The sequence below is a fragment of the Gimesia alba genome, assembly GCF_007744675.1.
Classification (GTDB): domain Bacteria; phylum Planctomycetota; class Planctomycetia; order Planctomycetales; family Planctomycetaceae; genus Gimesia; species Gimesia alba.
Genome location: NZ_CP036269.1, coordinates 755087 through 768522, shown reverse-complemented (window position 1 = coordinate 768522; position 13436 = coordinate 755087). Strand labels below are relative to the sequence as shown.

Sequence of the window (13436 nt, the reverse complement as noted above, 5' to 3'; positions counted from 1 at the left end):
AGAAAAATAATACTCAGGGCACCGCCTGTCGAAGTGCGGTCAGCCCTGAGGAGCCTCCTCGGTAACCTCAACCTATTTCCTGCAATCGGAACTGAACAGACGAGTAATCAAAGTTACCGTCCCTTACCGTAAGAACTGCTTTAGCCCTACATTCCGTTCTGACGAAAGATCTTATAACTTTACGTCTACATCGGAATGGAGTCCATGAATCGCGTATACCTTGCTTTACTGCTTGCCTTTTGCGTGCCCGGTACGCTCCTCGCCCAGCCTGTTGACCCAGCCTATGAAGAGCCTGGTTTTGAAAATGAAAACTATGGCGGCGATGTCTCAGAACTGTTTGGAGATTCTGCCTGGTTCGGTCGCTATCGACCTCATTTCGGTTACCGCTACGAAGCGGGGGATACAATCGGCCGCGTCGGCGGGCTGTCTTCATTTGATGCCTTCTTCCCACTGTTGGAAGGGGAAGACAGCGACTGGCTGACCTTCATCGATGCCCGGTTATTACTGGGAGACGACAACCATAATCTGGGTTCGAATCTTGGTGTCGGTGCCCGCCAGTTTATTCCCGAAATTCAGCGTACCATCGGGGCCTACATTTACTACGACACCCGCGATGCAGGATATGCGACCTTCGATCAGGTCTCCGGGGGGATTGAAACCCTGGGGGATATCTGGGACGCGCGGCTCAACTGGTATGTCCCCACTGGTCAGACGAGAAACGAGTATGCCACCACTCATACCAGCGGCGGGAATAGCTACCAGTTTATCGGCCACTATCTGGTTGGTGGTACGTTTACCCGTTACTATCAGGCCGCGATGAAAGGCCTCGATATGGAAGCGGGCGCCAAATTCTACACCAACGATTTTATGGACCTCCGCGCGTATGCAGGCTGGTATCATTTTCAGGCCAAAGGCAGTAAACAGGCCTGGGGCTGGAAAAGCCGCATTGAAAGCCGGATCTCCGATGTCGTATCACTGAATCTCAGTGTCCAGAATGACCGCGTGTTCGACACCACCGTCAACTTTGCCGTCGGTATCCAGTGGCCCAGTATTACCGGTTTGCGAGGAGGTCCTCGTGCAGACCTCAAAGCCTGGGATCGGCTCGGTGAAAGCCCCGAACGGCTCCGCACCATTGTCGTCGACAATCAGGAAATCCAGGATCCGAATGGTGGTCCCGTCATCGATCCAACCACGGGATTACCGTATTACTTCATGCATGTTGCCACCGGAGGCAACAGTGACGGTTCTTACGAAGACCCGTATGCCACTCTCGCCGCCGCCTTTGCTGATCCGCGCACACAAGCAGGTGATGTCATCGTCTATGATCACCGCAATGCCATGGAAACGGGTAACTTCACCCTGGCAAACAATACGCAGGTGCTTTCAGAAGGACCGGCTCAATTCATCAATACGCAGTTCGGATCGCTTTTACTGCCTGACTCGAATTCAGGTGTGAACCCACAGATCACAGGTAGCTTCACACTGAATAATGGTAGCGTGCTTTCCGGCTTTGATATTACGACCACGACCGGAAGTTCGATCATTGCCAATGGCGTCGGCAATATCCGCGTGGCGAACAATACCATCAATAATACGACTGCGGGTATCTCTGCTGGCATCGATCTGTTAAACGTCACCGGTTCTGTCACATTTGACGAAACGACGATTTCGAGAACAAACGGAGCCGGCCTGTTGATTGTCGGAGGTGATGCTGACATCGCTTTTACCAACAGTCCAATCACGACCAATTCCGCCACGTATGGAGCCCGGATTCAGAATGCCGGTGGTTCAGTCCATCTCGGCCAGATGAATGGTACCGGAAACACGTTTGACGTCTTTGCTACGAATAACACGGCTGCAATCACTATCGATGAACTCAACAGCACCGGCGCAACCAGTCTGCCTTTCACGGCCCAGGGCAACACAGGCAGCTTTACCATCAACGGTGGTACTATCGCGAACAGCGCCAGCAGCGGCGGACAGATCGACAATTCGCAAAACGTAACCGTTCGCAATGTCACGTTTAATTCGCCGGGAGGTCACGGGTTGAGAATTTCAAACTCGTCCAACTTCACGATCTCGAATAACACGATCAACAACGCGGACTTTGATGGAATCTCTGTCTTAAGCAGTTCCGGCAACATTACCATCAGCGACAACAAAATTCACAGCATCCTGACCGCCTTTGACAATGCCATCAACGTCACAACCAATGCCGACACCACACTCAATATCGACAACAACATCATCGACAGTCTTCTCACCATCGGCGGAAATGGGATCGATGTCACAACCAGCGCAGGCAATGCTACGGTCAATATCCGCGATAACCAGATCACCAGTATCGCCAATGGTTTCGGCGCTGCGATTAATTATACCGGAAATACGACTGGCGTGATGAACACGACCATCTCCGGCAACACAATCCAAAATACGCTGGGCGGCTTCAATAACGGTATCAGCGTCAGATACCATAACGGCTCTGCCACAACCACCATCACACAGAACACGATCGATTCCGACGATCTCGTCAACCTCTTCGGTAACGGCATCTTTCTGCGACTGAATACACTGGGGGCCACGACCTCTTACATTACGCAGAACATCATCTCGGATGATACCAACGCGGCCCTGTTCAGCGACGGGATCAATCTGGAAATTGATCGCGGCACCAGTCATAACGCCTTTATCAACAATAACCAGGTCGCTCAGAATGGAGGCATCTTAGACGATGGCATTGAAGTCCTGATGGCCTTTGGTCTCGGTGCGGTCGCCAACGTGCAGGTCCATGATAACACCCTCAACGGCAGCGCCGGAATCGGGGGTCGTGGGCTCGATGTTGCTGTCTTCTCACCGGATCAGATCTTCATGGATGTCATGAACAACAACACCGACACCGCACTCGACTTCTTTGCCGGTGTCGGCGGAACCATCAACATCGACGATCTGCCCAACCTCTCTGTTAACAACAACGGTGCCACCATTAATCTGCTTGGACCGGGAACCATTCAAAATAATCCGTAATCCACTTTCGAATTGGTCATCGCCAAAGATTCAAGATCAAACTGCGCTGTCAAAAGTGGACCGGGAAGAAACCGGGGCAAACGCTGCCTGACAAAATACTGAAAGCAATATCAGCCACACGGCATGGATACCCATCTCGGTAAAGCTGACTTTCCTGAGATTCACCGTCAACTCGATGAAATAAAGACGACCTAAGGCTTCACGTCCACTTCGGGGCGATGCCGCTCGATTTGGGATTTGAAATCGCCCAGGCTTTGCCAATAGAAGGGTTGATTCAAGTCGACTTCGGTAATGGCAACGGTGCCCCAGTCTTTGGCCTGCGCCAATGGCTTGCCATCCTGACCAAAAATGGCAGAGATCATCCAGTTCGCAGACGTGTCTGTATAAGTGCTGCTGATAACATAAACATGGTTCTCACAGGCACGCGCCGCACCCAGCATCGGGTTACATCCCCAGACCGGCCAGGCAATCACTTCGGCCCCGTTTTTACTCAGTTCCCGGGCGACTTCCGGAAAGAAGCCGTCGTAGCAGATCATCATGCCGACTTTTCCGAAACGGGTATCAAACACTGGATACTCGCTCCCCGGCGTCACCCCCCCTTCAATCTCACCCCGCGGCAGTGTCACTTTGCGATACTTGCCGACAATGTCTCCGTCTGGTCCGATCAACACCGCCACATTATAAATCAGATGCTTAGCCCGTTCGTAAAGTCCAACCACAATGTAAAGGTTATGTTTTTTGGCCAGTTGACCAAAGTACTTTGTGGAAGGTCCGGGAATCGGCTCAGCAGACTCAGCATAAGAGAGTCCGGTTCCGTAGACCGTGATGGACTCGGGCAGAACCACCAGGTCAGCTTTCTGCTCGGCTGCCTGCTCAATCAACTTCGCAAACTGGGCCGGCTTGTCGCTCGGCTTTTTCCCTTCCCGGGGTCGATGATGAATCGTCGCCAGTCTCACAATCCGCGGCTTGATGTCGTCGGTCTGCTTGAAGCTGATATTGCTCCACTGGATTTGTGAATGCGGCGGCCCCCAGCGAAAATGTAATTCAATCTGAACCTGTGCCGCCTCTGAAGGAGCGCGGTAGACGCCCGCGACCTTCGTCCAGTCAGATTTGGTTTCCTGATCGCCGGGAAATTCCGGTTCTGCCCGCGGTCGTTCACCGGGTCGATAAGAGGCGAACGAGGGTTTATCGCGCGTCACACGTTTTCCGTTTTGGTCAAGCCAGATCAATCGGGCTGCCCCGGCCCGGCGAACCAGATCAATGCCCTCAGTTTTGCGTAGCGCGGTGAACTCGTAAGTCTTCCCTCCTTCGACGGGGAACGTCTTTTGAATGTGTCCCATCAAGCCTTCTCGCCCATCTGCCTGAATGAGAAAGGCGCCCTGTTGATTCGGCCCCGCGTCGGCATTCCAGGATATTTTTGGCCGCAGTTCTTCACGAGGCGTCATCGCCTGCCATCCATCGTGTAATCCGGGATCACCTGCGTGACTCAGTTGAGAGGAAAGCAGTATCGCAAGAAAATATAAAATGCCAGTTGCATTTTTCATGAGGAGGTCTCCGGGAACCGATACGAGTTTCTGAAGCGGTTATCAACTAACGGAACAATAACCGGCAAGCAATTATTGTAACATCGCAGGCATGACAAGGCATCTGAAAACTCAATTTTGGTACAGATTCGTCAGAAGCACGCAAACGCCATCAACGGCAGATCTGCAGAGAGGGCCAGGCAAAAAACCAAGCGTTAACAAACAGCCGCCATATCTCCATCGCGCGATTAAGCAGGCGATGATGGACCTCTGCTTAAACAATCTCAATCAAGTCTTCTGGCTGTTCTGTAGACTTCTCTTTGAGTTCGATAAAGATTTTCAAAGCGTATTTCGCCAAAGTTCGCTTCTCGCTCACTGAAGTTAACTCGTGCAGCGACTTCATGCACTTCTTCAGTTTATAGAAATCGAACTCCGTTGAATCATCCAGATTATAGAGGCCCATCTTCCAATTCGGAAAAAGGCGTTCCTGAATTGGATAGGAGATGATGCGGTTGACGCGACAGTGCCGCTTGTCTTTTTGAATCCGGGCAAACACGGCCTCTACATCATTGTAGCCCCCCTCCAGAACCTGGCAAAAATGCCCGCGATCATAGACCAGAATCCCGGTGATCCCCTGCTGGGGATTGTTCCGACAGGCCGACTTCAAAATCTGTTTCAACCCAACCTCTGACATCGGAGCAATACTCTTACTGACATAGATAAGTTGATAAAGCTTCATATTGTCTGGACCAGCGAAACCAATGCGATAGAAGGACAGGAACCTGTAAAACCCAATTCATCTATCATTGCTTATCGGTTTAATGGGGAGGGAAATACATTAATATCCGGGGAGATTAAATACATTTGGAGCAAATTATCGTCTTCTTAACTGGCCAGAAACTCCCTATCAAATCACCTGTCTATCAATGAAACCCCCATGTTTCAGAGCATTGGTTATATTTAAACAACCTATTCCGGAAAAATGGCCTTTTGAATCGAATGCATCTGCGCAGTCATAGCCTCAGCGCAAACTCCAGCTGCCTGCATCCACGAATTAAATATCGTAGTACATGGCGAATTCATAAGGATGGGGGCGCTCGCGCAAGGCGGCGACTTCCTGACTGGTCTTGTACCAGATCCAGGTATCGATCACATCTTCGGTAAACACATCGCCGACCAGCAGAAACTTATGATCGTCTCGCAATGCCTGCAACGCATCCTCTAACGAGCCCGGCACGGCAGGCAATTCAGCCAGTTCATCCGGCTTCAGATCATAGATGTCTTTTTCCAGAGGATGACCGGGATCGATTTTATTTTGAATCCCATCCAGCATCGCCATCAATACAGCCGACATGGCCAGATAAGGATTCGAAGAAGAATCAGGGCAACGGAATTCAAACCGTTTATTTTCGGGATGCGGACTGTGAACGGGAATCCGAATCGCCGCTGAACGATTTCGATAGCTGTAAGTCAGATTGATCGGCGCTTCATAGCCGGCAATCAAACGTTTATAACTGTTCGTTGTGGGGCAGCAAAAAGCAAACAATGCAGCGGCATGTTTAAGAATTCCGCCCATGGCATACATGCCCATTTCACTGAGTCCGCCATACCGGGAGCCGGCGAACAGAGGTTTGTCATCTTTCCAGAGAGACATGTGTAAATGCAAGCCAGAGCCGTTATCATTCCAGAGAGGCTTGGGCATGAATGTCGCTGTTTTACCATGCTTGGCGGCGACGTTCTTGACAATGTACTTGTAACGTAACAGGTTGTCAGCCGTCTTTAACAGCGGCGCATATTTCATGTCGATTTCACACTGCCCCCCCGTCGCCACTTCGTGGTGCTGGGCTTCGACATCGACGCCACAATCCATCAATGCCAGCATCATTTCGGTCCGTACATCCTGTAACGTATCTGCTGGTGGAACAGGAAAATAACCTTCCTTGTAACGAATTTTATATCCCGCATTCGGGCCGCTGCCTGGCTTCCCCCGATTCCACTGCCCTTCAATACTGTCCACATGATAGTAACATTCGTGCTCGTTCTGATCGAAACGAACGTCATCAAAAATAAAGAACTCCGCCTCTGGTCCAAAATTGGCGACATCAGCGATTTTTGTGGACCGCATATAGCTTTCTGCTTTTCGGGCAACATTGCGCGGATCTTTGGCATAGTCCTCCCGCGTAATGGGGTCCTGAATGTTACAGGTCATCACCAGAGTATTCGACATAAAGGGGTCGACAAATGCTGTCTCTGGCTGGGGTACGACCAGCATATCACTTTCGTTAATTGCCTTCCAGCCGCGCATTGAAGAGCCATCGAAACCGAAACCATCTTCGAAACTCTTCTCTACCAATATCTTAGCAGGAATTGTGAAATGTTTTTGCGTACCGGGAAAATCCATAAACCGTAGGTCGATGGCTTGGATTTCACGTTCACGACAGAGGGCGAGCACTTCCCGAGGGGTCATCTTATTTTCCTGATTTGAGGATGTCATTCATCGAAGATTCTATCTGAATACAGAATATCTTAATAATGCAAAACATATACCATTCCAGAAAATTGCTTAAAAACCAGGCATTATTATCCATGCGTCCAGATGTCGTAAATAAAAGAAGAAAGACACAAGAAGGTGAATGTCACCTGGAATAGTTAAATAAAATAACTCATCATGAAGGTTGTTTATATTTGCTTTTTACGCGCATTTTATGATAGCGTGTTAGGTAGAGACAGTTCAGCAGTCATCTCTAATGCTAATTCAACTAAGCAATATTCTTACAATTTCTCCACTACATAAAGCGAAGTTTAAGTTTCCTGAAAGGTGTTCTAATCCAAAATCAGGCGATATATAATATATAATTCTTTAGGAGAAGGTTCATGAAATCATTCCAGCGCTCGGTACGAAAAAGCGGTTTTACTCTGATTGAGTTACTCGTAGTGATCGCGATCATCGCGATCTTGATTGCTCTACTTCTACCCGCCGTTCAACAGGCACGCGAAGCGGCTCGACGATCGAATTGTAAGAATAACCTCAAGCAAATCGGTCTCGCACATCACAACTATCACGATAACTTTAAGTGCTTTCCTCTTGGTGCAAGACGAGATCAGCCGGGCGGCTGGGGGCCATCCTGGTGGGTTGGCATTTTGCCTTACATGGACCAGGCACCACTCTATAACAAATTAAATCTGGAAGTGAACCACTCCGGATATGTTGGCAATGGAGCCGTTGCAAACCGCGTTACAGTTCCTCTGATGGTCTGTCCTTCCAGTCCCATGACAACGTTCACACACAGCACAGGCGGCGGCTGGACACTCCGTCCACATTATGTGGGAATTTCAGGCGCTACAAACGGTAACGGATTCACCAATGCATCGATTCACAACGAATACGCTTATACCGGATGTTGCACTTCCGTGACGGCAGGGGGCATTAAAGCACGCGGCGGGGTCTTGCTCCAAAATAAATGTATTTCGATCAAAGATATTATTGATGGAACCACAAACGTCATCGTGGTTAGTGAATGCTCTAATTTCTTCCGCGATGCTTCTGATAACCCAGTGCAGGTCAACAGTAACCATGGCTGGATGATGGGTACAGCCGATGGCGGTGAGACCGGACAAAACCGAACCTTCAATCTGACAACAATTCGTTATCCCCCCAACACCCTTGATAACAGTCTGCCAGGGACCGGAAATAACGATGGCCCCAACAACGGCATCTATTCTCCGCATGTCGGCGGCGTGCATGCATTGCTGGGTGATGGCTCTGTCCGATTCCTCAGTGAAAATATCGATATGCAGACGTTACGACGTTTAGCAACGCGTGACGACGGACAGCCACTCGGCGAATTCTAATCTTGAGCTTGCAGGCGGGCAGTCGATGTCCGCCTGCAATTTTTTCATGCGTAATGATTCACTTCTTTGATTTCTCATTCAAACCGCAATGGTCTACATACACCGAAAAGATAAGGGAAGAAATGCACAATTTATTCATGATGAATCAACCAAAACAGGTTTTCATGAGTGGCCTGATCGTAGCAGTCATTTGTCTTGTTGGCTGTGGTGGTGGAAGCAATCTACCCAAGGGAGAAACGGGAACGGTAACCGGAAAAGTCACGTTCAATGGAAAACCTGTCCCTGAAGGCACATCCATTGTCTTCCTGCACAAAGACAAAGGAATCACTGCCTCAAGTGCAATCGCCGCTGATGGATCATACGCACTTCGGATGCGCCGTGAGCCTGCAGTTCTGACTGGCAAATATCAAATTGGCATTACGCCGCCGACTGTTGAATTGACACCAGAAGAGGCACAAGCAGTCAATGAAGGCAAAGAGCTTCCCGAAAAAGAATGGCCCGAAATTCCCAAAAAATACCGGAATCCTGAATCGAGCGGTGTGCTCTTCACAGTCAATGCAGGCGAAAACACGTTCGACCTGGATATGAAATAAACTCCCCCTGTTCCAACCTCAATCACCAGGAAGGGATTCGGCAGAAGAAGATAAACCATCCCTGCTACTTACGTAGCAACTCGCTTAAACGAAGTGAGGCGGCTCATTTATCTCATCTCGATCCCATTCCTGGTAATTGAACTGAAGCAACTCCTGCTCTTTCTCACAAATCATCTAAATAGTCTTTACAGCTTTCCTCTCTTTCGAATAATTTTCGAAATCCGATTCTCGCTGCAGACTTCATGCGCTCATGGCCCGGATCACCTGTCGAGTCCACCAACTGTTGTAAGCCTGACCGCGACTCATTCTTCTATCAAGATGCGCCTGACAGCTTTCTGCCCCCTGTCATAACCGGGAGGTTTCAGACTGGTCGCACCCAGAACTTGCTCACTTGGTATTGATCTCTTGAATGAACAGACAAATGATGAAAGTCAACTGAGCACAGAGAAAAATAATGAATTCCCCAAACTCTTTATTTATCAACTAAATTTGATAGCGGAACAATTCAAACCACTGTAGACTTGAATAAAACATCAATAAATGCACATAATTAAATATTCTGATCTAAAGGAGTTTTTGCTCCGTATCCGAAGATAAATCCTTTCATTTTCTAATTCAGATTGCTTGCCTATCAGCAGACTGTTTGTCATTTCAATGATGAGCTTTCGTCGCTTTTTGTCCTTAATTTAATTTTCATGACCGAGGAGAGAAACGTGCCAATGAGTCAATTTTCGAGACGCGCTTTTACGTTAATTGAACTACTTGTGGTGATCGCCATCATCGCAATATTAATCGCCCTGCTCCTACCCGCAGTACAACAGGCCCGTGAGGCAGCCCGCCGAAGTACCTGTAAAAACAACATGAAACAGATCGGGCTGGCCCTCCACAATTACCATGAAACTCACAAAATGTTCCCGATGAGCTACAAGCACACGCTGGATGGCGGCTATAACAACACACAACGTGGCATGAGCTGGATTTGCTACATCTTACCCTTTATCGATCAGGCAAACCTCTATAACCAGATTAACCAGGGACAACGTCTATCTGACCCTGCCAATACCACAGTTTCCAGAAACATCCTCACAGTCATGCTCTGCCCGTCTGATCCTGGTACGGATAGCGGTATCTTAGGAGGCCGTGCAAATGTGGGGGATGAAAGAGCGGTCACCAGTTACAAACTGGTCTCAGGAAATAACTGGGCCTGGGGATCATTTATCCATTCAGATTCGAAAGGCCGTAACGCTGGTAATACCAATGGCCTTGACTGGGGAAATGGCTTTATGTGCCGCAATGGTTCAAGCAAAGTCAACGTGACCAGGATTCGTGATGTGACCGATGGACTGAGTACGACGTTCGCTGCAGGAGAAGCACTTCCCAGAGAGTGTACGCACAACTGGTGGTGGTGGTTCAATGGTTCAACTGCCAACTGTGCGGTCCCTCTGAATCACTATATTAACAACACCTATTCTGCCGGAGACTGGCCACAAAATTATTCGTTCGCCAGTCAGCACGAAGGGGGAGCCCACTTCTTAATGGGTGACGGAGCCGTTCGCTTCGTGAGTGAAAATATCGACTTGGGAACCTATCGTGCCCTAGCTTCTATCCAAGGTGGGGAAACGATTGGCGAATTTTAGTCTCATCACAGATTACGATTTGATATGATTTTTAATTCGATGCAGCCTGTTTGGTTCAATTGAAGCAGGCTGCATTTTTCATAAGGGTCTGACATGCGAAATTATAGTTTGTTACTGCTACCTCTGATCACGGTACTCATTTCCGGTTGTGGAGGGGGGCCTGACGACGCTCCCCAGACGGTTGTAGTGACCGGAACCGTGACAATGAAAGGCAATCCTGTCTCTGACGCCAACGTCGTGTTCATTCCGAAATCAGGTCCGTCAGCGGTTGGCTCAACAGATGCTTCAGGAAAATACTCGCTCAAAACAGGGAAAGCAACAGGAGCCATCCCGGGATCGCACACCGTGACGATTACGTCAGGGGGCGAAATTCCCATGCCGGGAACGGAAGAAGCAAAAGCTGAGCAGGCAAAACCAATGATCCCTGCCAGTTATGGGGATCCCAAGAAATCGGGACTCTCTGCAGAAGTCCAGGACTCGGGAGAAAATGTCATCGACTTCAAACTGAATTAAGTCTGCTATTTTCTCATTTTCCGCTTGTATCAATCCTGACCAACGTATGTCGTTGAGTCGGGATTTTTTTATGGAATGTATTGGCTCGCATTGCGCAGTAATGACCAGACTTCAGACTGATAGGTATCCCGGCCTTCAAAACGGACTTCAGGTAACAAATCACCAAACGCATTCAGTTCCAGAATAAAACGTTGTCGAAACCCGGGGGTTAACAGTAAATCAACGCCTATCTGAAAACTCTCTGGATAAAGGCCCGCTACCTGTTCGCAGAGATTCAACGTGTCAGACCAGTTCGATTCACCCATTGATTGAATCAACTGGTTGCCGTCCCCGCGCCGGTTTCCCAAATGGAGATTGGTCAGCGGGCTGCGACTTTCTCTGACCACAAAATGCCGCGCACGACCATTGATCACCACCACGCGCAAATCAAACGTAGTCCCCCGTTTCAGTGAAGCCTTCGGCAACCATTTCTCAACATGCACACGCTCTCGGCAGAGTAAATCAATCAACACCTGGATTTCATCCAGATCAGTATACCGGCGAAGTTTTAAAGAATTATAGAGCTGATCGCCCCCCTTCTCCCGCACCAGTTCTGCCGACGTAACTACTTCTGTTCGGTTTGAATGATGAGAAAAGGCAACCACACCCGAAGCAGAAGAACCGTGAGCCAGTTTGAGAAAGACGCGCTGGCAGTTCTGCTGCTGCATCGTCTCCATCAATTCCTCAAAGGAGCTTATCGGATTGAATGATTCAGCGACAGGATATCCTGCAGCCTCACATGTTGCATGACATTCGGTTTTATCGAAAAACTCGATCAGATCCGCGGGAGAATTCATACAGAAAACATCGTCGACTGCAGCAAGCTGCTGTTTGACTTCACGCATCAAAGAACGAAATCCCAGATACCACTGCCGTGGGTGAATGATCAGCCCCCGATCAAAAAAAAGTTGTCCTACTTGCTCAACGGGTAGAAAGGGAGCCCCTTCTTCTTCGGCTTCAGCTGCTCCCCGGCACAATATTTGTTTTTCAACGTCGAAGTTCTCTCCCGGCGATTCAATTCTGAGAATCGTGCCCGGCTTCAGTACATCACCCAATTGGGAAGGGTCCTGTAGTAGCCGGCAGTAAGCAATCACCGTCGCCGGTGATTGCCCAAAATGCTGTAACGCCTCTTGAAAGAACTGAACGCGCCGGTTTTCAGGATTCCCAATCAGGACAACTTGACCGAGGGAAACGCGCGGTAATCGATCTGCCATGCGAGTATCTCAAATTCGTTTATTCCGTAACGGCACAATAACGTTCTTCAACACCATCGTACACATCCGGCTCCTGTTGATCATCGAGATCGACTTCAATCCCCAGACTCTTAAACTGCTTACACATTTCCTCACTCAGGAAGTGATAGTGCAGATCCAGCTTTTTCAGATGATTCAGCCGTTTACTGTTTAATAATGCTTGTGCTCCCTCATCACCGAGCGTCCCCAGAGAAAGATCCAAAACTTCGAGTTGATCGAGAATGGGAGAAACGGCGATCGCTTTGGCAATCTCGTCTGCAAATTCGCTGTCACGCAATCCCAGATATTTTAAGTTCGGAAACAACACTCCAGTCAGTATGGGCTCGACATCCGCAATCGAAGCATCCCCTCCATAGTTCTCTGTACCCAGCCAAAGCTCCAGATGCTCCAGTGCCGGAAATTGTGCCGCAGTCACTTCACGAACCACATCCGCTCCTAAACCTCCGGATTCAATAATCAGTTTTTTTAAATGCGGATGATCGGCACGCCCCAAGCTCAGACCATTGGCACCACGCACCCGCAGTTCCTCTAATTGCGGAAAGGCATCAAACAAAGCAGAAAGATCCGTTTGCACAATCCAGGAGATTTCACTCTCTTCATAAGTTATATCACCCAGAAAAAGATGTCTCAAACCGGAAAGTTTTTCGCTGGCAGCCACCAGTTGCTCAACACAACTTTCAGAACCACCCCCTTCAAAGGCAGAATCCCAGCAACCAATAATGAGTGCCCGGGCCTCGCCGACCTGTGGAGAGCTCAAGAACTTCTCCAGCAACGAAGAAAATTCGACGCCCTCTTCTTCTCTCTCGTACCCCAATGTCAGTCGATAAGCAATTCCTGAGGCATTTTGTACGCCTGCTTTAAGATCAAACTCTTCAACAGGCAACCCTCCAAACTCGTTCGCATGTTCGCCGATCACAATGAAATACTCCTGAATGCTGACTATGAATTGACCTTCTCCCGCATCCTTATACAATAGAACAGTGTCGTTTTGCAATCCAACGT

Annotated in this window: 10 protein-coding genes; 5 read left to right on the top strand and 5 right to left on the bottom strand. The window is 49.0% G+C overall.

Going from position 1 to position 13436, the window contains the following annotated elements:
- Positions 1–204 precede the first annotated feature (204 nt).
- The gene (locus tag Pan241w_RS02920; RefSeq protein WP_198000295.1) at positions 205–3024 is read left to right on the top strand and encodes a beta strand repeat-containing protein; all 2820 of its coding nucleotides are present in this window, start codon (positions 205–207) and stop codon (positions 3022–3024) included.
- Positions 3025–3215: 191 nt separating this feature from the next.
- Here Pan241w_RS02920 and Pan241w_RS02915 read toward each other — a convergent pair whose 3' ends face one another.
- From Pan241w_RS02915 to glnA, 3 genes are all read right to left on the bottom strand, one after another.
- The gene (locus tag Pan241w_RS02915; RefSeq protein ID WP_145210715.1) at positions 3216–4568 is read right to left on the bottom strand and encodes a carbon-nitrogen hydrolase family protein; all 1353 of its coding nucleotides are present in this window, start codon (positions 4566–4568) and stop codon (positions 3216–3218) included.
- A gap of 253 nt (positions 4569–4821) precedes the next feature.
- Positions 4822–5286 carry a BLUF domain-containing protein gene (locus tag Pan241w_RS02910; RefSeq protein WP_145210712.1) on the bottom strand — a complete coding sequence of 155 codons (465 nt, stop codon included), beginning with the start codon at positions 5284–5286 and terminating at the stop codon, positions 4822–4824.
- Positions 5287–5601: 315 nt separating this feature from the next.
- Positions 5602–7014: a type I glutamate--ammonia ligase gene (glnA, locus tag Pan241w_RS02905; protein WP_145210709.1), complete on the bottom strand. Its 1413-nt coding sequence runs from the start codon at positions 7012–7014 to the stop codon at positions 5602–5604.
- 407 nt (positions 7015–7421) lie between these two features.
- Here glnA and Pan241w_RS02900 point away from each other — a divergent pair, with 407 nt between their 5' ends.
- From Pan241w_RS02900 to Pan241w_RS02885, 4 genes are all read left to right on the top strand, one after another.
- Positions 7422–8399: a DUF1559 domain-containing protein gene (locus tag Pan241w_RS02900; RefSeq protein ID WP_145210706.1), complete on the top strand. Its 978-nt coding sequence runs from the start codon at positions 7422–7424 to the stop codon at positions 8397–8399.
- 137 nt (positions 8400–8536) lie between these two features.
- Positions 8537–8992, top strand: coding sequence for a carboxypeptidase regulatory-like domain-containing protein (locus Pan241w_RS02895; RefSeq protein ID WP_145210703.1), 456 nt, complete (start codon positions 8537–8539; stop codon positions 8990–8992).
- A 719-nt stretch (positions 8993–9711) separates the two neighbouring features.
- Positions 9712–10629: a DUF1559 domain-containing protein gene (locus Pan241w_RS02890; protein ID WP_198000294.1), complete on the top strand. Its 918-nt coding sequence runs from the start codon at positions 9712–9714 to the stop codon at positions 10627–10629.
- 93 nt (positions 10630–10722) lie between these two features.
- Positions 10723–11142, top strand: coding sequence for a carboxypeptidase-like regulatory domain-containing protein (locus Pan241w_RS02885; protein ID WP_145210697.1), 420 nt, complete (start codon positions 10723–10725; stop codon positions 11140–11142).
- A gap of 68 nt (positions 11143–11210) precedes the next feature.
- Here the strand turns inward: Pan241w_RS02885 and Pan241w_RS02880 are convergent, their stop codons facing one another.
- On the bottom strand, positions 11211–12395 hold the full coding sequence (locus Pan241w_RS02880) for an STM4014 family protein (protein WP_145210693.1): 1185 nt from the start codon (positions 12393–12395) through the stop codon (positions 11211–11213).
- A 19-nt stretch (positions 12396–12414) separates the two neighbouring features.
- Positions 12415–13350 carry an STM4015 family protein gene (locus tag Pan241w_RS02875; protein WP_198000293.1) on the bottom strand — a complete coding sequence of 312 codons (936 nt, stop codon included), beginning with the start codon at positions 13348–13350 and terminating at the stop codon, positions 12415–12417.
- Positions 13351–13436 lie beyond the last annotated feature (86 nt).

Coding starts and splice junctions, on each gene's coding strand:
- Pan241w_RS02920 (WP_198000295.1), top strand. CDS start 205: ATGAATCGCGTATACCTTGCTTTACTGCTTGCCTTTTGCGTGCCCGGT.
- Pan241w_RS02915 (WP_145210715.1), bottom strand. CDS start 4,568: ATGAAAAATGCAACTGGCATTTTATATTTTCTTGCGATACTGCTTTCC.
- Pan241w_RS02910 (WP_145210712.1), bottom strand. CDS start 5,286: ATGAAGCTTTATCAACTTATCTATGTCAGTAAGAGTATTGCTCCGATG.
- glnA (WP_145210709.1), bottom strand. CDS start 7,014: ATGACCCCTCGGGAAGTGCTCGCCCTCTGTCGTGAACGTGAAATCCAA.
- Pan241w_RS02900 (WP_145210706.1), top strand. CDS start 7,422: ATGAAATCATTCCAGCGCTCGGTACGAAAAAGCGGTTTTACTCTGATT.
- Pan241w_RS02895 (WP_145210703.1), top strand. CDS start 8,537: ATGATGAATCAACCAAAACAGGTTTTCATGAGTGGCCTGATCGTAGCA.
- Pan241w_RS02890 (WP_198000294.1), top strand. CDS start 9,712: ATGAGTCAATTTTCGAGACGCGCTTTTACGTTAATTGAACTACTTGTG.
- Pan241w_RS02885 (WP_145210697.1), top strand. CDS start 10,723: ATGCGAAATTATAGTTTGTTACTGCTACCTCTGATCACGGTACTCATT.
- Pan241w_RS02880 (WP_145210693.1), bottom strand. CDS start 12,395: ATGGCAGATCGATTACCGCGCGTTTCCCTCGGTCAAGTTGTCCTGATT.